This window comes from Achromobacter maghribensis, assembly GCF_057334215.1.
Genome location: NZ_JBHFII010000044.1, coordinates 397,671 through 418,704 on the forward strand (window position 1 = coordinate 397,671; position 21,034 = coordinate 418,704).

Annotated in this window: 22 protein-coding genes; 8 read left to right on the top strand and 14 right to left on the bottom strand. The window is 66.2% G+C overall.

Features of this window, described 5'->3' with window-relative positions; translation table 11 throughout:
* Positions 1-231 precede the first annotated feature (231 nt).
* The 3 genes from imuA to ACE039_RS19800 are packed head-to-tail and all read left to right on the top strand — an operon-like array spanning position 232 to position 5,582.
* Positions 232-936 carry a translesion DNA synthesis-associated protein ImuA gene (gene imuA / locus ACE039_RS19790; protein WP_105556815.1) on the top strand — a complete coding sequence of 235 codons (705 nt, stop codon included), beginning with the start codon at positions 232-234 and terminating at the stop codon, positions 934-936.
* A complete protein-coding gene (locus tag ACE039_RS19795) occupies positions 866-2,335 on the top strand; it encodes a Y-family DNA polymerase (RefSeq protein WP_485811290.1) in 1,470 nt (489 codons plus the stop codon). The genes imuA and ACE039_RS19795 overlap by 71 nt, the downstream gene beginning before the upstream one ends.
* A gap of 13 nt (positions 2,336-2,348) precedes the next feature.
* Entirely contained in the window at positions 2,349-5,582 is a 3,234-nt protein-coding gene (locus ACE039_RS19800) for an error-prone DNA polymerase (protein WP_485811291.1), read from the top strand.
* A gap of 24 nt (positions 5,583-5,606) precedes the next feature.
* Here ACE039_RS19800 and ACE039_RS19805 read toward each other — a convergent pair whose 3' ends face one another.
* Entirely contained in the window at positions 5,607-6,881 is a 1,275-nt protein-coding gene (locus tag ACE039_RS19805; RefSeq protein ID WP_485823148.1) for an SGNH/GDSL hydrolase family protein, read from the bottom strand.
* Positions 6,882-6,999: 118 nt separating this feature from the next.
* Here ACE039_RS19805 and ACE039_RS19810 point away from each other — a divergent pair, with 118 nt between their 5' ends.
* Complete coding sequence (locus ACE039_RS19810; protein WP_485811292.1) at positions 7,000-7,914, top strand: LysR family transcriptional regulator; 915 nt, start codon at positions 7,000-7,002, stop codon at positions 7,912-7,914.
* A gap of 62 nt (positions 7,915-7,976) precedes the next feature.
* Positions 7,977-8,384: an I78 family peptidase inhibitor gene (locus tag ACE039_RS19815; RefSeq protein ID WP_485823149.1), complete on the top strand. Its 408-nt coding sequence runs from the start codon at positions 7,977-7,979 to the stop codon at positions 8,382-8,384.
* 35 nt (positions 8,385-8,419) lie between these two features.
* On the opposite strand, the gene ACE039_RS19820 is transcribed toward ACE039_RS19815, so the two are convergent.
* The 11 genes from ACE039_RS19820 to ACE039_RS19870 all read right to left on the bottom strand — a co-directional run bounded on the left by ACE039_RS19820 (position 8,420) and on the right by ACE039_RS19870 (position 16,689).
* Positions 8,420-9,385: a LysR family transcriptional regulator gene (locus ACE039_RS19820; RefSeq protein WP_448708761.1), complete on the bottom strand. Its 966-nt coding sequence runs from the start codon at positions 9,383-9,385 to the stop codon at positions 8,420-8,422.
* Positions 9,386-9,419: 34 nt separating this feature from the next.
* Complete coding sequence (locus ACE039_RS19825; protein ID WP_105556809.1) at positions 9,420-10,154, bottom strand: amino acid ABC transporter ATP-binding protein; 735 nt, start codon at positions 10,152-10,154, stop codon at positions 9,420-9,422.
* A 50-nt stretch (positions 10,155-10,204) separates the two neighbouring features.
* Complete coding sequence (locus ACE039_RS19830) at positions 10,205-10,894, bottom strand: amino acid ABC transporter permease (protein WP_054421595.1); 690 nt, start codon at positions 10,892-10,894, stop codon at positions 10,205-10,207.
* On the bottom strand, positions 10,887-11,576 hold the full coding sequence (locus tag ACE039_RS19835; RefSeq protein WP_105556808.1) for an amino acid ABC transporter permease: 690 nt from the start codon (positions 11,574-11,576) through the stop codon (positions 10,887-10,889). Before ACE039_RS19835 ends, ACE039_RS19830 begins: the two co-directional genes overlap by 8 nt.
* Positions 11,577-11,598: 22 nt before the next feature.
* The gene (locus ACE039_RS19840; protein ID WP_485823150.1) at positions 11,599-12,420 is read right to left on the bottom strand and encodes an ABC transporter substrate-binding protein; all 822 of its coding nucleotides are present in this window, start codon (positions 12,418-12,420) and stop codon (positions 11,599-11,601) included.
* 57 nt (positions 12,421-12,477) lie between these two features.
* Positions 12,478-13,680, bottom strand: coding sequence for an aminotransferase class I/II-fold pyridoxal phosphate-dependent enzyme (locus tag ACE039_RS19845; protein WP_485823151.1), 1,203 nt, complete (start codon positions 13,678-13,680; stop codon positions 12,478-12,480).
* Entirely contained in the window at positions 13,677-14,357 is a 681-nt protein-coding gene (locus tag ACE039_RS19850) for an RraA family protein (protein ID WP_310029049.1), read from the bottom strand. The genes ACE039_RS19845 and ACE039_RS19850 overlap by 4 nt, the downstream gene beginning before the upstream one ends.
* A 167-nt stretch (positions 14,358-14,524) precedes the next feature.
* Complete coding sequence (locus ACE039_RS19855) at positions 14,525-15,418, bottom strand: ParB N-terminal domain-containing protein (protein WP_485823152.1); 894 nt, start codon at positions 15,416-15,418, stop codon at positions 14,525-14,527.
* A gap of 47 nt (positions 15,419-15,465) precedes the next feature.
* Positions 15,466-16,077 (bottom strand): LON peptidase substrate-binding domain-containing protein, encoded by a 612-nt coding sequence (locus ACE039_RS19860; RefSeq protein WP_105556804.1) that lies wholly within the window; start codon positions 16,075-16,077, stop codon positions 15,466-15,468.
* Positions 16,078-16,086: 9 nt separating this feature from the next.
* Positions 16,087-16,494 carry a carboxymuconolactone decarboxylase family protein gene (locus ACE039_RS19865; RefSeq protein ID WP_485823153.1) on the bottom strand — a complete coding sequence of 136 codons (408 nt, stop codon included), beginning with the start codon at positions 16,492-16,494 and terminating at the stop codon, positions 16,087-16,089.
* 27 nt (positions 16,495-16,521) lie between these two features.
* Complete coding sequence (locus ACE039_RS19870) at positions 16,522-16,689, bottom strand: GFA family protein (RefSeq protein WP_485823154.1); 168 nt, start codon at positions 16,687-16,689, stop codon at positions 16,522-16,524.
* Between the two features lie 80 nt (positions 16,690-16,769).
* Between ACE039_RS19870 and ACE039_RS19875 the strand changes: the two genes are divergently transcribed.
* Both ACE039_RS19875 and ACE039_RS19880 read left to right on the top strand, forming a co-directional pair.
* On the top strand, positions 16,770-17,198 hold the full coding sequence (locus tag ACE039_RS19875) for a VOC family protein (RefSeq protein WP_105556802.1): 429 nt from the start codon (positions 16,770-16,772) through the stop codon (positions 17,196-17,198).
* 132 nt (positions 17,199-17,330) lie between these two features.
* A complete protein-coding gene (locus tag ACE039_RS19880; RefSeq protein ID WP_485823155.1) occupies positions 17,331-18,509 on the top strand; it encodes a low temperature requirement protein A in 1,179 nt (392 codons plus the stop codon).
* A 71-nt stretch (positions 18,510-18,580) separates the two neighbouring features.
* Here ACE039_RS19880 and ACE039_RS19885 read toward each other — a convergent pair whose 3' ends face one another.
* A complete protein-coding gene (locus tag ACE039_RS19885) occupies positions 18,581-18,754 on the bottom strand; it encodes a hypothetical protein (protein ID WP_199196786.1) in 174 nt (57 codons plus the stop codon).
* 157 nt (positions 18,755-18,911) lie between these two features.
* Positions 18,912-20,405: an FAD-dependent oxidoreductase gene (locus tag ACE039_RS19890; RefSeq protein WP_485823156.1), complete on the bottom strand. Its 1,494-nt coding sequence runs from the start codon at positions 20,403-20,405 to the stop codon at positions 18,912-18,914.
* Between the two features lie 49 nt (positions 20,406-20,454).
* Between ACE039_RS19890 and ACE039_RS19895 the strand changes: the two genes are divergently transcribed.
* A complete protein-coding gene (locus ACE039_RS19895; protein ID WP_485823157.1) occupies positions 20,455-21,000 on the top strand; it encodes a MarR family winged helix-turn-helix transcriptional regulator in 546 nt (181 codons plus the stop codon).
* Positions 21,001-21,034: the final 34 nt, after the last annotated feature.

Consider the following 21,034-nt stretch of genomic DNA (forward strand, 5'->3'; position numbering starts at 1 on the left):
CCCCACGGCGGCGCCTGACCGCGCGGCGCGGGGGTAGCGCCAAGTCAGGGGGCTTCGCGCGCTAAAAAGGGGGCGCAACGCATGCCCGACACCGCGGTGCACCGCGATGCCGGGCGGCGTCAAAGGCGGCTACAATACTGTATATTCATACAGTTATTCCAAGTATCTCAGGTTACCCGCCCACCCCTTTTTGGCTTATTGAACTGGCCAACTGAACCGGCCAACCCCGCCATGCAGTCCCCTGAACGTATCCATCCCGCGTTGTGGCGCGCCACCCAGATGGCCAAAGGCGCCGCCCGCAACCTGCCCACCGGGCACGCCGCGCTTTCCGCGCAGCTGCCGGATGGCGGCTGGCCGCTGGGTTCGCTGATCGAGCTGCTGACTCCGCACCCCGGCATCGGCGAAATCCGCCTGCTGCGCCCCGCGCTGGCCCAACTGGAAACGCGCCGGCCCATCGCCCTGGTGCAGCCGCCGCACGCCCCGCACATCGCCAGCTGGATGAGCTGGCGGCTGGATCCCCGGCAACTGCTATGGGTCGCGCCGCAAAAGCCCGTCGACACGCTGTGGGCCACGGAACAGATACTAAAGAACGGCAGTTGCGGCGCCCTGATCTGCTGGCTGCCCCACGTTCGCCCCGAATCCCTGCGCCGCCTGCATCTGGCGGCCCAGGCCAGCGACTTGCTCTTCATCGCCGTGCGCCCGGCCAGCGCGGCGCAACACGCCACGCCCGCTCCCCTGCGGCTGGCGCTTGCGCCCGCGCCGGGCGGGTTGTCCGTCCATATCCTGAAACGCCGGGGACCGGTCTGCGACACGCCGCTGCATGTTGCCCTGGAGCCCGGCGTCCTTACGCCTTCTTCCCCCCGCCATGCGCCTTTGGATCGCCGTATTCCTGCGCTGCCTGCCGCTGGACGCACTACGCCCGCACTGGCCGCTTGAGGAGCAGGCGTTCGCCGTCCTGGACCAGGAACGCGTCGCCGCCCTTACTCCCGCCGCCCGACAGGCAGGCGTCAAGGCGGGCATGCGCCGCGCCGGCGCGGCGGCCATCGCCCCCCAGGTCGAACTGCTGCCGCGCCAGCCCCAAACCGAAGCCGACGCCCTGCTGGGCGCGGCGCTGGCCTTGCTGCAATACACCCCTGAAGTCGCCCTGGTCGGCAACGACACCGTGCTACTGAACGTGGGGGCCAGCCTGATGTTCTTTCGCGGACCGCGCGCGCTTAGCCAGCGCATCCGCGCCACCTTGCAGGCCCTGGACCTGCGCGTGGCGCTGGGCATGGCTCCTACCGCCATGGGCGCCTGGCTGCTGGCGCACCACCCCGGCCGCCGCATGCCCCGGCGCACGTTGACGCTGCCCACGCTGACGCGCCGGCTGGACGCGCTGCCGCTGGCGCTGCTGCCTCAGGCGCAGGCCCGCCGCGACTGGCTGGACGACATCGGCTGCCACACCCTGGCAGACCTGCGCGCCCTGCCGCGCGCCGGCCTGCAACGTCGCAGCACGCCCGAACTGCTGCAGGCTTTGGACGCCGCCTATGGCCAGACGCCGGAGCTCTACCGCTGGATCGAACCGCCCCACCAGTTTTCGCGGCGCCTGGAACTCACGGACTATGTCGAACACACCGACGCCGTGCTGGCGGTGGCCCGCCGGCTGGCCGAACAACTGGGCGGCTGGCTGACCGCCCGGCAGTTGGCCGTGCGGCGCGTGGTGCTCAGCATGGAACACGAACGCGGCCGCCACGCCCGCCCGCCCACCGAACTCGAGCTGGCGCTGGCGCAGCCCGTCTGGCAGGCGCCGCAACTGTTGCACCTGCTGCGCGAAAAACTGAACCACTTCACCCTGGAAGCGCCCGTCATCGCCGTGGCGCTGCAAGCGCCTGACACGGTAGAGCAGCCTGCCGCCAGCACCACCCTGTTCCCCGAACCCGGCGGCACGGCGGCCGACCACGCCCGGCTGCTGGACCTGCTGGTGGCACGGCTGGGCCGCGACCAGGTGCGCCACGCGCAGCCCGCCGCCGACCACCGCCCCGAAGCCGCCAATGCCTGGGGCGACGCGCTGGCGCCTCCCCAAGCCCCCACGCCCTTGCCCACCTTGCTGGACCGCCCGTTCTGGCTGCTGGAAACGCCGCTGCCCTTGAAGCTGTCCGGCCATCGTCCGCAATACGGCGGCCAGGCGCTGCGGCTGATGCGCGGCCCCGAGCGCATCGAAAGCGGCTGGTGGGACCCCGCCCTGACCGTGCGCGACTACTTCGTCGCCGAAGACGCCGCCGCCGCGCGCTACTGGATCTACCGCGAACGCGACGCCGAGCACGCGCGCTGGTTCCTGCACGGGCTGTACGCCTGAAGCCGTCCGCATCATGCACGACGACGCCTTCGACGCCCCCGATCCGTCCGCCCCGCCCGCGGCGTTGCCCGGCTATGCCGAGCTGCAATGCCAGTCGAATTTCTCTTTCCTGCAAGGCGCCTCGCATCCGGAAGAGCTGGCCGCGCGCGCCGCGGAACTGGGCTACGCCGCGCTGGCGCTGACCGACGAATGCTCCCTGGCGGGCGTGGTGCGCGCCCACATGGAAGCCAAGTCCCTGAAGCTGCCGCTGATCATCGGGGCCACCTTCCAGCTGCGCGCCGCCCCCGACGCCGCGCCGCTGGGGCTGACCCTGCTGGCGCAGACCCGCGAAGGCTACGGCAACCTGTCCGAACTCATCACGCTGGCCCGCACCCGCGCGCCCAAGGGCGAATACCGGCTGGCGCCGGAAGACCTGACCGATCCGCCGGAAGGCTACGCGCATCTGCGTCACCTTCCCGAATGCCTGGCCATCCTGACGCCCGCCTACGGCACCGACGCCGACCGCCTGGCCGAACAGGCGCGCTGGCTGGCGCGTGTCTTTCCCCACCGCGCCTGGGTCGGCCTGAACCTGCTGTACCAGTCGCGCGACGATCTGCATCGCGCCGCCATCGAAAACGCCGCGAATGCGGCGGAATTGCCCGTCGTGGCGGTGGGCCAGGTGCAAATGCACGTGCGGTCGCGCAAGCCGCTGCACGACACGCTGACCGGCATCCGCACCCGCCAGCCGGTGTCCCAATGCGGCTACGAACTGTCCGGCAACGCCGAACAACACTTGCGCACCCGCATGCGGCTGGCCAACCTGTATCCGCCGGAGGCCTTGGCGCAAACGCTGGTGGTGGCGCGCCGCTGCACGTTTTCCCTGGACGAGCTGCGCTACGAATACCCCGACGAGATCGTGCCGCCCGGGCACACGCCGGCCACCTTCCTGCGCCAGGAAACCCTGGCGGGCGCGGCCCGCCGCTTTCCCGCCGGCGTGCCTGACATCGTGACCGAACAGATCGAAAAAGAACTCGACCTGATCTCCGACCTGCAATACGAAGCCTATTTCCTGACCGTCTACGACATCGTGCTGTACGCCCGCAACGCGGGCATCCTGTGCCAGGGCCGCGGCTCGGCCGCCAACTCGGCGGTCTGCTACTGCCTGGGCATCACCGCGGTGGACCCCATGCGCGGCAACAACCTGTTCGAGCGTTTCATCAGCAAGGAACGCAACGAGCCCCCCGACATCGACGTGGACTTCGAACACCAGCGCCGCGAAGAGGTCATCCAGTACATCTACCGCAAATACGGCCGGCAGCGCGCCGCGCTGACCGCCGTGGTCATCTCGTACCGGCCACGCAGCGTGCTGCGCGATACCGGCCGCGCGTTGGGCGTGGACCTGGGCCTCATCGACGCCGTGGCGCGCGCCCATCAATGGTGGGACGGCAAGAAGGAAATGCTGCGCACGTTGGGCACCTGCGGACTGGACCCGGAATCCCCGGTTGCCCGGCAATGGGCATCGCTGGCCCAGACCCTGATGGGCTTTCCCCGCCATCTGTCCCAGCATCCCGGCGGCTTTGTGATTTCACGCGGGAAACTGTCGCGCCTGGTGCCGATCGAAAACGCCGCCATGGAAGACCGCAGCGTCGTGCAATGGGACAAGGACGACCTGGACGCGTTGAAACTGCTGAAGGTGGACGTGCTGGCGCTGGGCATGCTGTCGGCGCTGCGCCGCACGCTGGAACTGGCCGGCCAGCGCCGTGGCAAGCCGCTGACGCTGCAGGACATTCCCGAAGGCGACGATGCCACCTACGACATGATCTGCGACGCTGACACGGTCGGCGTGTTCCAGATCGAATCGCGCGCGCAGATGACGATGCTGCCCCGCCTGCGGCCGCGTCAATACTACGACCTGGTCGTGCAGGTGGCCATCGTGCGGCCCGGTCCGATCCAGGGCGGCATGGTCCACCCCTATCTGCGCCGCCGCCAGAAAAAAGAAGAAGTAACCTACCCCAGCGAAAAAGTCCGCGGCGTGCTCAGCCGGACCATGGGCGTGCCCATCTTCCAGGAACAGGTGATGCAGATTGCCGTGGTGGCTGCGGGCTTCACCCCGGGCGAAGCCGACCAGCTGCGCCGGTCGATGGCCGCCTGGAAGCGCAAAGGCGGCGTGGACAAATTCCGCGTCAAACTGGTGGGCGGCCTGCTGGCTCACGGCTACACGCTGGACTTCGCGGAAGCGCTGTTCCGGCAAGTGGAAGGCTTTGGCGAATATGGCTTCCCGGAAAGCCATGCCGCCAGCTTCGCGCTGCTGGCGTATTCCAGTTCGTGGCTGAAGCGGCACGAACCCGAAGCCTTTCTGGCTGCCCTGCTCAACTCTCAACCCATGGGCTTCTACGCGCCCGCCCAACTGGTGCAGGACGCCCGCCGCCATGGCGTCTGCGTGCTGCCTGCGGACGTCACCGTCAGCGGTTGGGACTCCGCGCTGGAGGCCTTGCCGGACGGTCACCCTGGCGCCCGACGCGGCGCCCGTCCGCATGCCCCGCCCCCCGACACCCCGCGTCCCGCCGTCCGCCTGGGCTTGAGCCTGATCCAGGGCATGCGCGAAGACGCCGCCCGGCGCATCGAACACGCGCGCGCGCAGTCGCCTTTCACCGACACCGCCGACCTGGCCCGGCGCGCCGCGCTCAACCGCCATGACCTGAACGCGCTGGCCGCGGGCGATGCGCTGCGCACCCTGGCGGGCCATCGGCGCCAAGCCAGTTGGGAAGCCGCCGCCAGCGTGCAAAGCCGTGACTTGCTGCGCGATGCCGCCATCCAGGAAACCCAGGCGCCGCGGCTGCAGGCGCCGTCGGAAAGCCAGACCGTCGCGGCCGACTACCGCAGCGTGGGCCTGACCCTGCATAGCCATCCGGTGGCGCTGCTGCGCGACCAATTGGCGGCCCGCAATTTCCAGCCGGCCGACGTTCTGAACCGCTATCCCGACAAGCGCGTGGCACGAGCCTGCGGCATCGTCACCGTGCGCCAGCGGCCGCAAACATCAAAGGGCGTGATCTTCGTCACGCTGGAAGACGAGACCGGCCCCGTGAACGTGGTCGTCCGGCCCGAACTGATCGAACGCCAGCGCCGCGAATTGCTGGGTGCCAAGTTGCTGGGCGTCTACGGCGCCTGGCAGAGCGTGGACGGCGTGCGCCACCTGATCGCGCAGCGGCTGGTGGACCTGTCCGACCTGCTGGGCGGACTGGCCACGCACAGCCGCAACTTCCATTGACGGGCCCCGGCAGCAACGGACGGTTCACCGGCCGAACAGAATGCCGTCATCCAGCGCCTGCGCCATCGCCTGATAGCCCGCATCCCCGGGATGTAGGTGGTCGCCCGAATCGTAGGCCGGCAACAGACGCGCGGGGTGCGCCGGGTCGCGCAGCACGGCGTCCATATCCACCACCGCGTCGAACACGCCGCTGCCGCGGATCCACTGATTCACCTCGCGCCGCACCGCATCCTTGGCCGGGCGGTAATGGCCCGCAAGCGGCGTGCCGTGCAACGAACCCTCGTAAGGCGCGATGGTCGCTCCCACGATGCGCACGTTGCGGGCGCGGGCCGCCTCGGCCAGTTGCCGGTACCCCTCCACCAGCCGAGCCGCGGTCATGGGCGCATCGTCGGGCGCGAACCCGCTATCGGGCCAACCGATATCGTTGATGCCCATCAGCACGACCACCGTCCGTACACCGGGTTGCGCCAACACGTCGGCCTCGAAGCGGGCCATCGCGTTCACGCCCATCTTGTCGCCCCACACCCGCGCGCCCGAAATGCCCGCATTGACGACGCCCACGCCCTGCGGCGCCAGCCGGCGCGCCAGGATATCGGGCCAGCGGCGGTTGGCGCCGGGCGTGGAGCCGTTGCCATCGGTCAACGAATCCCCGAACGCCACCACGACCGGGGTACTGGCAGCACTTTCCACCCAGATCCCCGTCAGGAACGCGCGCCCCTGCAACGCGGTGGCGCCCGGCAAGTCCGACGCGCCGCCGACGTCGCCCGACGCCAGCGCGGCGGTTTGCTGCGCGCCCCAATGGAACGTGGTGACGGGGGTCGGTTGCGGGAAATAGGTGCTGACGGCCAGTTCGCTCAACGCCGCCACGGGCAAGTCCACCGGGTCGCTGACCACCTGGGCGCCGGGCGCGACCGTCACACCCGGACGGCCGCCGAAACGCAGCGCCCGATCCGACGCCGGGTAGATGGCCGCCCCCGCCCGCGCCTTTGCCACATGGGCAGCGCCGATCACCAACGGCTGCGTGCCGTAGCGGTTGGATAGCACCACGCGCAAGCGCTTGCCACCCAGGCTGATCTTGACGGTCTCGCGCAGCGTCTGGCCCGCGACTTGCGCCGGCATGCCGGCAGGCAGTACGAACGATTCCTCCCATAACGGCTGCGGGCTGGCGGACCAAGAACTGACCCAGGCGGCTTGCGGCCCCGACGCGGCCGCCTGCGTGACGGACGGCATCCACGCCAGGCTGGCCGCGACCAGACTGGCGGCGCGGAAAAAGAAATGACGGTTCATGGCAGGCTTCATGGGATCTCCTTGGGACGGGAAGCAATTAACAGCGATGCCGCCACGATAGGTTCTTCCCATAACCAAAGGTAGACCTATAAAATGCATACCACTTCTTCCAAAATGGAATGCCCTGCATATGGATACGTTGCGCGCCATGCGGGCCTTCGTCCGCGCCGTGGAACTTGGCACCTTGTCCGCCGCCGCCCGCGAACAAGGTCTGACCCAGCCCGCGCTCAGCAAGATCGTTGCGGCGCTTGAGAAAGACTTGAACGTGCGCTTGCTGGAGCGCAGCACGACGCGCGTCGTGCCCACCGAACAAGGCAAGCGCTTCTACGAACGCGCCAACCGAGTGCTGGAGGAATACGCCGAGGCGGTGGCCGACGCCCGAGGCCAGACCGAGCAGCCCGCCGGTTTCCTGCGCATCAACGCCCCCGTCGCGCTGGGCCAGTTCCGGCTGAACGCGTTGATCCGGGAATTCCTGGACGCCTATCCCGACATTCAAGTCGAACTGATCCTGAACGACCGTTTCGTCGACCTGGTGGAAGAAGGCGTGGACGTGGCGCTGCGCCTGGGCGGCGACCTGCCGCCCAACGCCATTGCCCGCAAAGTTGCCCTGTCGCCGCGCCATCTGGTCGCGGCGCCGTCCTATCTGGCCCGCCACGGAAAACCCCGCACGCCGGAGGACCTGACGGCCCACGACTACGTCAGGTTCGCGTGGCTGCCGACCGGCGACACCCTGGAGCTGCACCAGGGCGCCACCCGCGCCAGCGTCCAGACGCAAGGACGGTACCGCGTCAACAATGCCCTGGCCATCCGGGAAACGCTGGCGATGGGCGCCGGCGTGGGCTTGTGCCCGGCCTGGCTGGTGCAGGACCTGGTGGCCGATGGCCAATTACTGCGCGTCTTGCCCAAATGGAGCGGCGCGCCACAGGAAGCGTTCCTGATTTACCCCTCCCGCCGCTACCAGGCCTTGCGGGCCCGGCTGCTGATCCAGTTCCTGGCCGACCGGCTGCCCGCGATGCCCGGCATGCAGGCCCCCCACGGCTCCTGATTACAGGCCGCCCCGGCTGGTCTATCATGGCTTTTTTGTCGCGTAGTTGTAAGGAGCTTTACATGATCCGCAAGCTGATCCCTTTCCTTCTGGTTGCCAGCCTGAGCGCATGCGCCAATACCGGGACGTCGTCCTCGTCCAGCAGCGCGCCGGCAGCCTCCAGCTCCTCTAGCGCGTCAAGCTCATCAGGGTCGTCCGGCGGCTCCACCTACGGCGGATCGTCCTATGGCTCGTCGTCCAACATCCCCGGCGCCACAAGCGGCGGCAAGACGTGCGACGCCACCGCCCTGCAAGCGCAGATCGGCCAAAAGGCCACCCAGTCGGTCATGGAAGAACTGCGCACGCGCAGCGGCAGCGCCACCGCGCGCATCCTGCGCCCCGGTCAGCTTGTCACCATGGAGTACAACGCGACCCGCCTGAACCTGATCGTGGACGACAAGGACGTCATGACGGCGATCCGCTGCGGTTAAGCCGCCTTCGGAGCCGGCGCCCGCCGGCCTGCCGTCTACGCTTCCGGCCGCAACGCGGCCGGCGGCACATGGGGCAGGAACGCCCCCGCCACCTCGAACGCGCATTCCTCGCGCGCGATATCGATCACCCGCGACACAATCGGGTTGACGATGTTCTTCTTGTGCACGGCGTAGTAATTGATGGTGGGCAGGTCGGGCCGCACATCCAGCCGGCATAGCGCGCCGCGCTCGACCAGCGGCGCGAAGTACGCGCCCGGCAGATAGCTGATGCCCAGCCCCAGCATCGTCAGCTGCGCCATCATCCCCAAGCTGTTGCAGGTCAGCACGCGCTTGACCGGCAGGCCTTGTTCCGCGAACCACGCGTCGTACAGATGCGACAAGGCCGAGTTCGTGGGTTGCGATATCACCGGATACGGCGCCAGGTCCTGCGGCGTCAGGCGGGCCGAAAAGTCGATGTCCAGCGCGGGACTGGCCATCCACACATTGGTGACGGCGCCCAAATGGGTGCAATCGTACTGATAGCTCCAGAACGGCCCCGGCATGATGGCCAGGTCGATCTGGTCTTGTTCCAGCCTTTCGTATAGCGTGATGCCGCCGTCGATCTCGGGCATCAACTGCACGCGGGGGTAGCGCTGGCTGATCTGATTGATCAGCCGCGCCAGCCAGGTCATGCCCACCAGTTCCGTCACGCCCAGCCGCACCACGCCCTCGAAACTGGCCGGATCCGCCATGTTCTGCACGATGCGGCTGTTCAGGTCCAGCATCTCGCGGGCCAGCTCGAACAGCTTGCGGCCCTGCGGGGTCATCACCAGTTTCTTGGCCCGCCGCTCGAACAGCGGCGACCCGGCGAAGGCTTCAAGTTCGCCCACCCGCTTGGCCACGGCCGACTGCGTGGTGTGCAGTTTGCGGGACGACGCGCTGAAGCTGCCCAATTCGGAGCTCCAGTAGAAAGCCTCTAGCTGTTTAAGGGTGTACATCGCGGCGGTCGAGGCGAAACGCATGGAAACCCCCAACCTTACCATCGCCGCCGCGACCTCAGCCGCGCGGATGCAGGATGTCGGCCAGGAAGCGCTGCGCGCGCGGATGGGACGGCGCGCTGAAGAAGCGCTCGGGCGTATCCATTTCCAGGATCTCGCCGCCATCCATGAAGACGACCCGGTCGCAGACGTCGCGCGCGAAGCCCATTTCGTGGGTGACGCACACCATCGTCATGCCGTCCTTGGCCAGGCCCTTCATCACCTGCAGCACCTCGCCCACCATCTCCGGGTCCAGCGCGCTGGTGGGCTCGTCGAACAGCATCACCGGCGGTTGCAGGGCCAGCGCGCGGGCGATCGCCACGCGCTGCTGCTGGCCGCCGGACAAGGCGCCCGGATAGGCGTCGATCTTGTGTTCCAGGCCCACCCGCTCAAGCAGGGCGCGCGCCAGCTCCATCGCCTGCTTGCGCGGCTGCTTGCGGATATTGACCGGCGCGAAAATCACGTTTTCCAGCACGCTCATGTGCGGAAACAGATTGAACTGCTGGAACACGAAGCCGATCTTCTGGCGCAGCGCGTTCAGGTTGGCACCCTTGGCGTAGATGTCCGCGCCATCGATCAGAATGCGGCCTTTTTCGATCGGTTCCAGACGGTTGATCGTGCGGATCATGGTGGATTTGCCCGACCCCGACGGCCCACACACCACCAGCACTTCGCCACGCGCCACCGACAGGTCCACGTCCTTCAGCACATGATGCGCGCCGTACCACTTGTTCACTTTTTCAAGATTGATCATGTTTGTTCCCGTAGGGCCTGATAACACTAAAAGGAGCCTCGCACAGGCCCCTAGGCCATGGCGCGCGAGCGGCGGATACGCAAGTCCAGCCAGCTCAAGCCGCGGCTCAGGCTGAAGCACACCAGGAAATAGATAATGGCCAGGATGCCGAACACCTGCAGCGGCTGGGTCAGCACCAGGTTGTTGACCTGATTGGCCGCAAAGGTCAGTTCGTTCACGCTGATGACGTAGCCCAACGACGTTTCCTTGATGGTCGACACGAACTGGCTGGTCATGCTGGGCAGCACGTTGAACAGCGCCTGCGGCAAGACCACCTTGCGCATCGTCGTCCAGTAACCCACGCCCAGCGAGCGCGACGCCTCGATCTGGCCGCGCGGCACCGCCTCGATACCCGAACGGATCACTTCCGACAGGTACGCGCTTTCATAGACCACCAGCGCGAAGATCAGCGTCCAGAAACCGCTGACGACCTGCCCGGTCAGCTTGGGCACCACGAAATAGGCCCAGAAGATCAGCATCAGCAACGGCATGCCGCGCACGACGTTGACCAGTGCCTTGCTGGCTACGCGCAGCCAGCCAAACGGGCTGACCCGGGCCAGCGCGATCAGGAGCGCAAGCGGCATCGACATCGCCAGGCCCAGCGCCGCCAGGATAAGCGTCAGCGCCAGTCCGCCCAGCGGACCGTTGGGATATTGCCCGACCAGCAGCGTCGGCCAGTATTGCAAGAGCAGATCAAGCACCGTGGCCTCCGCGGTTCAGACGATAACGGGCGTAGATGCGCGATCCCACCGCCATGATCAGGAAAGATCCCAGCAGGTACATGATCGTCGCCGCGCCGAACGTGGCGAAAGTGCGATAGGTCTCGTTTTCGATCTCGCGGGCCTGATAAGTCAGCTCCATCACGCCGATCGCCATTGCCACGCTGGTGTTCTTGAACAGCAGCAGCGCACGTCCCACCAGCGGCGGGATCGAAATGCGAACGGCCTGCGGCACGATCACGAAACGCATGCATTGCAGGTAGCTGGCGCCCAGCGCGCGGGCCGCCTCGAACTGCGTGCCGGGAATGGCGCGCAGCCCGCTGCGGATGTCTTCCGCGATGTAGGCGGCCGACCCCAGCGCCAGCGCAATCGCCGCCAGCGACATCTCGGCATTGTGGTCGTACAGCCACATCCGGAAGCCCTCGGGCAGCAATTCGGGCATGCCGAAATACCAGAACAACACCTGCACCAGCAGCGGCACGTTACGGTGATATTCCACATAGGCATCCACCACCCAGCGACACGGCGCCAGGTTGGTGGCGCGCACCACCACCAGCGTCACCGCGATGGTGAAGGCCATGACCCAGGCAACCAGGAACAGCTGCACGGTGACCACCATGCCGCTTAGCAGCAGCTGGTATTGGGAAGCGTCAAGTAGGCTCATAAAGCGATCGATCTCCGACAGCCTAGCCGGCGATGGAGCCGATCTTGAAGCTGCGTTCCAGCTTGTACGGCGTATCGGGGCCGAACCACTTGTTGAACAGCTTGGCGGCCGCGCCGGAGGTTTCCGCTTCGTCCAGCGCCTGGTTCACCGTTTGCAGGAAGCGCGGTTCGGACTTGCGCACGCCCAGGCCCCAAGGCTCGTCGAACACCGACTTGGGGATCACGCTGACCGGTGCGGTCGGCGGGCTTTGCAGCACCAGGCGCACCAGCACCAGTTCCGAGGCGAACTGCGCGTCCACCTTCTTTTGCTGCAAGGCCAGATAGGTGGCCGAGCTGTCGCCGTAGCCGATGACCTGCGACTTGTTCAGGATGCGCTTGATCTCGCGCTCCGAGCTTGATCCCTTGGTGGCGCCGATGCGGCGGCCGTTCAGGGCTTCCACCGAATCCAGGCCCGAGTCCTTGCGCACCAGCAGCTTCTGCGGGCTGACGTAATAGGCGTGGCTGAAGGCGATCTGCTCGGCGCGGTCGGGCGAATAGCCCAGGTTGGCCGCCAGGATGTCCACGCGGCCTTCGTTCAGTTCCGGCACGCGCGCCGCCACCGACAGCAGCTTGTAGTTGACCTTGACGCCAAGCTTGTCGGCAACGAGCTTGCACACGTCCACGTCATAGCCCACCAATTGGCGCGTGGCGCCGTCCTGGAAGCTGAACGGCTGCGAGGTGCCAAGCGTGCCGCAGACGAGCTCGCCGCGCGCCTTGATGTCGTCGACCTGGTCGGCCTGGGCAGCGGCGCCCAGCGCCAACGTGGCCAGCCCCAGGCAGGCCGCGAAGAGAGAGTGACGTTTCATGGTTGATTCCCCTTGTCTGTTTGTGTGGTGGTCGTACTGGAATGAAAGACGCGAGCCTCAGGCCAGCTTGGCGCAGGCTTCGCGGATGGCGGCGCATCCCTGCTTGATATCGTCCAGCGACGCGGCGAACGACAGCCGGAAGGTGCCCGGCGCGCCATACGCGTGGCCATCGATGACGGCCACGCCGGCCTCGCGCAGCAGGTAATGCGTCAGGTCGGTGTCGGTGGCGATCACATCGCCCGCGAGCGTCTTCTTGCCCAGCAGGGCCGAGCAATCCGGAAAGACGTAGAACGCGCCTTGCGGCACGACAATCGCCAAACCCGGCGCGCCGGACAATTCGGCGATCGCCAGGTCGCGGCGTTCGCGGAATATGCGGGCGAATTCGGCCACGCAATCCTGCGGACCCGACAACGCCTCCAGCGCCGCCGCCTGGCTGACGGACGATGCGCCCGACGTGCTTTGCGACTGCAGGATGGCCATTGCCTTGATCAGTTCATCCGGGCCCGCGCCGTAGCCGATGCGCCAGCCCGTCATGGCATAAGCCTTGGACACGCCATTGACCACCAGCGTGCGGGCGGCCAGCTCGGGCGCGACCTGCAAGGGGTGGACGGTGGCTTCGCCCGTGAAGTTCAAGCGAGCGTAGATGTCGTCGGTCATCAGCCAGACGTGCGGATGGCGCTTGAGCACGTCGGTCAGGCCGCGCAGCTCATCGGCCGTGTAGACCGAACCCGTCGGGTTGCTGGGCGCATTCATCATCAGCCATTTGGTACGCGGCGTGATCGCGCGCTCCAGCGCTTCCGGGGTGACCTTGTAATCGGTGGCGGGCGACGTCTGCACGGCGACCGGAACACCGCCGTTGACCAGCACCATGTCCGGGTACGACACCCAGAACGGCGCGGGGATCAACACCTCGTCGCCCTCGTTCAAGGTGGCGGCCAGCCCATTGAAGATCACCTGCTTGGCGCCGGTGCTGACGATGATCCGCGCGGCGGGGTAGTCCACCCCCGTCGCTTCTTGCAGATGGACGCCAGCGGCGCGGCGCAGGGCGACCGTGCCCTGGGCGGGCGGATACTTGGTTTCGCCACGGTTCATGGCCGCGGTTGCCGCCACACGGATATGCTCGGGCGTCGAGAAATCCGGTTCGCCGATCGTCAGGTCGATGATGCGGCGGCCTTGTTCGCGCAGTTCGGCGATGATGGCGCGCGCGGCGACGCTGGGCGACAGCTTGATGCGCTTGATACGGTCGGCGACGATGCTCATTTGGCGGCCCCCATCTTCTCGGCCAGGGTCTTTTCCAGCCACGGCTTGGTGTAGGTGCCGGCGCGCAACTTTTCCTTGGCCACGGCTTCGTCGGCTTCCTTCTTCTGCGCCAGCGCCAGCACGGCCGCCGCGAATTCGGCCGGGATCACCACGACGCCGTCGGCATCGCCCACGATTACGTCGCCGGGGTTGACCACCTGTCCGCCCACGGACACGGGCACATTGATTTCGCCGGGGCCATCCTTGTACGGTCCCTTGTGCGACACGGCGCGCGCAAAGCAGCCGAATTCCCCCTGGGCGAAGACGTCCAGGTCGCGCACGGCGCCGTCGATCACGAAGCCTTCGATGCCGCGCGATTGCGCATCCATCATCATCAGTTCGCCGACCAGCGCGTTGCTGGTGTCGCCAGCGCCGTCGACAACGATCACGTCACCCGCGCCACCCAGCGAAATCGCCTTGTGGATCATCAGGTTATCGCCGGGACGGGTCTTGACGGTCAGCGCCAGGCCCACGGTGCGGCGCGTGCCGGCATGCAACGGGCGCAGGCCCGAGACGCCATACAGGCGATTCATGCAGTCGCTGATCTGAGCCGAGCCGATGCCGGCAAAGCCCGCCAGCACGTCAGCGTCGACGGCCGGAGCGGGCCGGGAAAGAATGCGGTAACCGATGGGAGTCATAAGGAAGTCAGGAATGAATGCGTGAAGCGATTAAGCGAACATGCATTACAAAGCCCGCCATGCCTTTCCTCAAAACGATATAAATTCCCAGTGATCCAGGAATTTTTTTCGTACACAACATCGATAAGGGTTATCCCTTATTCGTGCATTCCTTCCCGCGCCCGGTCCTAATCGTCGCCGCCGCTGCTGCCGTTGCGGGCTTCCGCCAGCGCCACCGTCAGGTGCATCACCTTCTTCTTCAGTAGGTCGCGCTCGTCCGTCAAACGCGCCAGCACGCCGCGCAGCCGCGCCACTTCGGCCGGCAGGTCCGCGATACTTTCAATAGGCACCTCGGGCGGGGCCTCGCGGGGCGGCGGCGCCTTGGCCAGGCGCACTTCGCGCGCAGCCTGTTGCAGTTCTTTCTTGCCGCCGGCCACGGCCGCCGCCTGGCGTTCGGCGGGCAAAGACGCCACCGCCGCGGCGGCATTGATCGAAATCGCGCCCTCTTTCACTGCGCGCACCAATTCCGGCGCGGCGTCTTTCTGGATCTTTTCGATCTGGCCCAGCGTATTGCTGCTGATGCGCGCCGCGCGCGCCAGCGCCTGGCGGCTGGGCACGGGCGGCGTCCAGGAGATGTTCGGCGGCAGGCGTGGCGCGCCGTCGGCGCCAGGAGCATCCTCGTCCCAAGGCGGTGAACCATCAGACGATGCGGCGTCAGCCGACCCGGCGTCGGGCGGCGCGCTGCCTTCTGGAGGCGTGCGCGCCAGCAGGATTTCCTTCTTGCGCAACGCCAGCACGCCCCGCTGGAAGTCCGACACGCTGCGCCGGCCCAGGTGGTTTTCGATCATCCACAGGTGCACGTCTTCGATCGATTTGAACGTGGTGTTCTGGCGGGTCTGGAATTCGATGCCGTGTTTCTGGCAGATGGCATAGCGGTTGTGCCCATCCACCAACAGGTCGCCCCACAGCACCAGCGCGTCGCGACACCCCTCGGCCAGCAGACTGCGTTCCAGCGCCTCGTGCTCGTCTTCGGTCAAAGGGTCTATATAGGCGCGCAGGCCCTCGTCAATCCTGATATCCATGATGTCCAAAAAGGTTACTCGCCCGGCGTTTCCAAAAAACCCACCTGCTATGCCAGCCCTTGGCCGCGCAGCAGGTCCTGAATGGCCGCCAACCGCGCCACCGGGTCGGTCAGGCCCAACAGCCTGGCCTTGTCGTCCGGCGGCAACGGCAGCAGTTCGCACCAGCGGTCCGCCACCCAGCCGCAGTCGTCCAGCCGGTACGGTGGCGCCAAAGGCATCCTTTCGGTGGGCACGCCGTCTTGCTGCCATTGCGCCACCAGACGGCCCAGCGCATCGGCGCTGGACTGCATGGCCGCCGGCACGGGCGTGGGCGGATCGTCGGCGATGGGCTCGGTGCTGCCCATCCAAAGACCGTATTTTGCCACCTCGCTGGAAAGCAGCCGGAAACGCCCGGTGCCGATGCAGCGCAACTGCAGCAACGCCGGCATTGGCGCATCCCATGACGCGATGCGCGCCATCGTGCCCACGGGCGCCAGGGTCTCGACGCCTTCCGGCGAACGGACCTCGCTGCCCGCCAACAGCCCGACCACACCGAACTCGCTGCCTTCCGCGATACAGCGGCGGATCATATCCAGATAGCGCACCTCGAAGATCCGCAGGTGCAGCACCCCGGCGGGAAACAGCGCGTTGGATAAGGGGAACAACGGGATCAGCGCCATGGCCGCCTCCTACTTGACCTCGAAAGCGGCGTCCACCGGCACCTGCATGGCGGTCACCATCGCGTTGGTTTGCGCCGCCATGCCAATCACCGATAGCAGTTCGGCATGCTGGCCGTTGGTCATGCCCTTGGCCTTGGCCGCCGCCGTGTGCGAATGCACGCAGTATGAGCACCCGTTGGCCGTGGACACGGCGATGTAGATCATTTCGCGCACCAGCGGCGACAGTTCGCCCTCCGCCATCATCACCTGCTTCAACTGCGCCCACACGCGCTGCAACTGCGCCGGGTCGTTGGCCAGCGCACGCCAGAAATTGTTCACGAAATCGGATCTACGCGTGGCGCGGATGTCTTCGAACACCGCCCACGCCTCGGGGCTTTTGCGGACCTCTTCGTCCGACAGCAATTTGACCGTGCTCATGCGTGGTTCCTTAAAATCGTTCAAGGTTCAGACAAAAGGCTGTGCGTGGGCGCCGTGATGCGCGCCTGCGCGCGGCACGAACCACAACAAATAGCCTTTGCGGCTACAGTGCGTACAGTTGCACTTCAGAACCCGCGACACATCGCCATCGACTTCGAACCTGATCTGTCCGCAGTGGCAGCTACCTTGTTGCATGGATGGGCTCCTTCGGTATCACGAGCCGGGCCTTCCATCATAGATCGGCAACGGCTGCCCCGCCCCACCAGGAAGACATCATGCCCCAACTCTCCGCCTACCTCAGCTTCGACGGCAACTGCGCCGATGCCCTGCATTTCTACGAACGCGTCCTGGGCGGCCGGATCGAAGCCATGATCCGCTACGCCGACGCCCCAGCCGACGCCGCCATGCCCGCCCTGTCCGCCGAAGACGCCGAACGCATCATGTACGCCCGGCTGGCGCTGGACGAGCAGACCCTGATGGGCAGCGATGCCACGGCCGGACACCCCTATCCTGGCAAAAAAGGCATGGCGCTGTCGCTGGCCTACCCCACCGTGTCCGATGCGCAACGCGTGTTCGACCAATTGTCCGACGGCGGCACGGTCACCATGCCGTTGCAAAAGACATTCTGGGCCGAGGCGTATGGGGCGCTTGTGGACCGGTTCGGAACGCGGTGGATGGTCAGCGGCGGCCGGCAGACCCATTAAGGCCGGTATCCGCCGGACGGCGTGCCCGCCGTCGCGTCCGCGCGACGCCCGGCGCCACTTTTGAATCATTGACATTGCCTCGCCCGCGCCTTGCAGTAATCTGGCAGCGCCCCCCTACCGGACGCGCCCGCCATGAACTTCCTTGCCAGCGCCACGCTGCTTCGCCGCCGGGACGGCCACGAAGCCCGCGTCACTTATGTGGAACTGTTCTTCGACCTGGTCTACGTCTTTGCCGTGACGCAGCTGTCGCACAGCCTGCTGCACGACCTGACGCTGATGGGCGCGATGCATACGCTGGTGTTGTGGTTCGCGGTCTGGCTGGGGTGGCAGTACACCTGTTGGGTCACCAATTGGTTCGATCCCGACGCCATCCCGATGCGGATCATGCTATTCGCCGTGATGCTGGTGGGCCTGATCGCCGCCGCTGTCCTGCCCAGCGCGTTTGGCGACAACGGCCTGATCTTCGCCGTCTGCTATGCGCTGCTCCAGGTCGGCCGCACCGTGTTCATCGTGCTGCACCTGGGGCCGAACCATCCGCTGGCGGACAATTTCCGGCGCATGCTGGGGTGGCTCTGCATTTCCGCCGTACTCTGGATCGCGGGCGGCCTGGCATCGAGTGAAGCGCGCCTGGCGCTGTGGGCGCTGGCCGTGGCCTGCGAATACATCTCGCCGATGTTTGGCTTCCGCCTGCCTGGCATGGGGCGGTCTTACACCGGTGACTGGACGATCGAAGGCGGCCACCTGGCGGAACGGTGCCAATTGTTCGTGATCGTGGCGCTGGGCGAAACCCTGCTGATCACAGGCGCCACGCTGGGCGAGCATCCCCACTGGGACGCCCCCACGCTGATCGCGCTGCTGGTAGCCTTCCTGGGCACGGCGGCGATGTGGTGGGTGTATTTCGACACCAGCAGCAAGGACGGTAGCGAAGCCATCGTGCATGCTTCCGACCCGGGCCGCATCGGCGCCTATTTCCACTATGTGCACGTGATCCTGATCGCGGGCGTCATTGTGTCGGCGGTGGCCAATGAACTGGTCATCCTGCATCCCGACGGCCGCATCGCCACGCCGGCGGCCGCGGCGCTGATCGGCGGTCCGGCGCTATACCTGCTGGGCAACGGCATCTACAAGACGGTGGTGTACGCCCGCTTTCCGCTGTCGCACGTGGTGGGCCTTGCGCTGCTGGCGGTGCTGGCGCCCGTGGCCTACGTGACCGACAACCTGATGGTGGGCGGCCTGACCACGCTGATCATGATATTGGTGGCCGTCTGGGAAAGCGTGTCCCGGCGCCGCGCGGCGCACGCCGTACATTGAGCCTGGCGCGGCGTCACCTCACTGCCTTAAACACCTCGATCAGGACGCCCCCCATCCCAACGAGGTCTTCCCTACGGTGCTTTCATCTCCTTTTCCTTCTTCGCTTTATCCTTTTTTTCTCCATCGTAGTGAGACTTAATGGCGAAAAACATGCCCGTGCCCAACACCAGAAGCTTGAACGTACCGAAGACTACAGGGACCCAAAAATTCATCATTTCCTCAAAACGCTGCTTCAGCAGCTTCATTTACTACACCTGGGCCAGGCAAAGACAAACGAACGATAGCCGTGAGGGCCACGAAAACCACCAGCCCGCTTCCGACGAGCGTGATGCTCGATTCCATCTTGCGCTCTGCGGTTAAAACGCACCGACTCTCTGCATCCAGATTTTACCGCCAAGTTCCTTACAAATGCGGGTTTCCACCTAATTTGCAGTACGAGTCGAGGTGTGCTTGCAGTACTGCCGCCCCATCCCCGGCAAAGACGCCCGCCAGATACCCGTCCGGCCTGACCAGGACGGCGGCGCCCTCGGCAAGGCCGTAGAACCTGGCGAACTGGTCCAGGCAATCTTCGATCTCCATGCCGGGTCCAATGCTGCGGATGTGCAGACCGGCGCTTGGCGCAAAGGTCGAGCGGCCGTTCACCAGCAAGGTCCAGTGTGTACCCTTGAACAGGTTGAACAGGCGCGTTGGGCTGCCACCTGCGCCACGCACAATGGCATCCGGCGCGCGATGGCCCGGGACAAGTCTGCTGTCGGCCTGCGACGGAAGCGATAGCGGCGAGGTGGGATAACCGATGTCCAGTTGCTGGACTTCACGGGTCCGCCTGTTGTCCCCGGTCTTGAAACCCGCAAGCAGCCGCGTGGACAGGCCCAGCACGTCCGCGGCCACGGGCCGGCGTTCGGCTTCGTAGGTCTCCAGAAGCGCCTCGGGGGCACCGGCGAGCACGGCCGCCAGCTTCCAGCCCAGGTTGTAGGCGTCCTGCACGCTGGTGTTGAGGCCTTGTCCGCCGGTGGGGGGATGGACATGCGCCGCATCGCCGACCAGGAACACGGGGCCATCCCGGTAACGATCGGCGAGCCTGGCATTCATGTTGTAGGTCGAAGACCAGGCAACCGAATGAACCGTGACGTCCGTGCGCGCGGTATGCAGGGCAACGCGTTCGGTCAGCGCGGCAGCGGAAAGGTCGATGTCGCCCTCAAGAGGAACGGGCGCCTGAATCTGGAACAGGTCGGTGCCCGCGAGCGGGCAGATCGCCAGGGGACCTGCACCGTTGCCATCGAACTGGTGCCACCTGTCGCGCGATAGCCCTTCCAGCACGACATCCGCGACGATTGCCCGCACGCCCAGGGTCTTGCCGGGAAAGCCGATCCCCAGGGTGCGGCGCACCAGGCTGCGCCCGCCGTCGGCACCCACCAGGTAGCGGGCGCGGAGCGTCTGCTTGCCCTCCGGGGTGGCAAGCATGGCCTCTATCCCGTCGGCGTCGACCACCATCCCGATCAGCTCGACACCAAACTCCGGCGCATGGCCCAGCTCGACCAGGCGCTCTCGCATGACCGCTTCGGTCTTGAACTGCGGCACCATCAGCGGAAGCGGATAGGGCTCGGCAGGCGTAGGTTCGGCAGCACTCGTCACTTCCTGGTCCACATGGCTGCCGTCGGCCGAGTATTTGCGAACCGTGGGGTAGATACCACCCGCGGCCATGGCTCGGTCCAGGATCCCCAGGTCTTCAAAGACCTCCTGGGTGCGCGGTTGAATCCCTTTGCCGCGCGAGCCCGGAAAGGGGGAATCGAGTTTTTCGATGAGGGCAAAGCGCACGCCGCGCCGCGCCAGTTCTATTGCCAGGGTCAGGCCGGCCGCACCCGCACCGCAGATCAGCACATCAACGGGCTCACGCATATCGCTTCTCCAATTTATGTGTAAGATTCACATATCAGGAGCACAGTCTATGGCCAGCAAAAAGAAAGTGCAAGATACACATATCTCGGCGCAGATGAAGGATCTCCATCGGTCCTTGATCGCGATCGTCAGCGTAATGAACCGCCCTCGCAACGACGAACGGCTGATCGCGGAAGCCGGCGTGCAGCTGGACCAGGCGCTCTTTCGCCTCTTGGTGGTGATTGAACGGGTGGGCCCGATCGGCGTGGTGGATCTGGCAGATCGCCTGGGCAGGGATTACACGACAATCAGCCGCCAGGTCGCCAAGCTCGAACGGATGGAGATGGTGACGCGGCACGAAAACTCGGGTGATCGCCGGATGCGCGAAACGGTGGTGTCTTCCAAAGGCAAGGCCGTGACCGACAAGATTGACCAGGCCCGCGAGCGCCTGGCACGAGGGATCTTCCAGGAATGGCCCGCAGAAGACATCACGGATCTGGTGCGTTTGATGCGCAAGTTCGCAGAGGCGCTGGAGCTGGGCACGCGGGCCGGAGGTGGCGAGCCCGGCTCGGCCAAGGTTCCGGCCGCCGGGAACAGCGTGGTTGTCACTGAGTAATGCTCGACGGCAACGATGACGAACACGAGCCGCA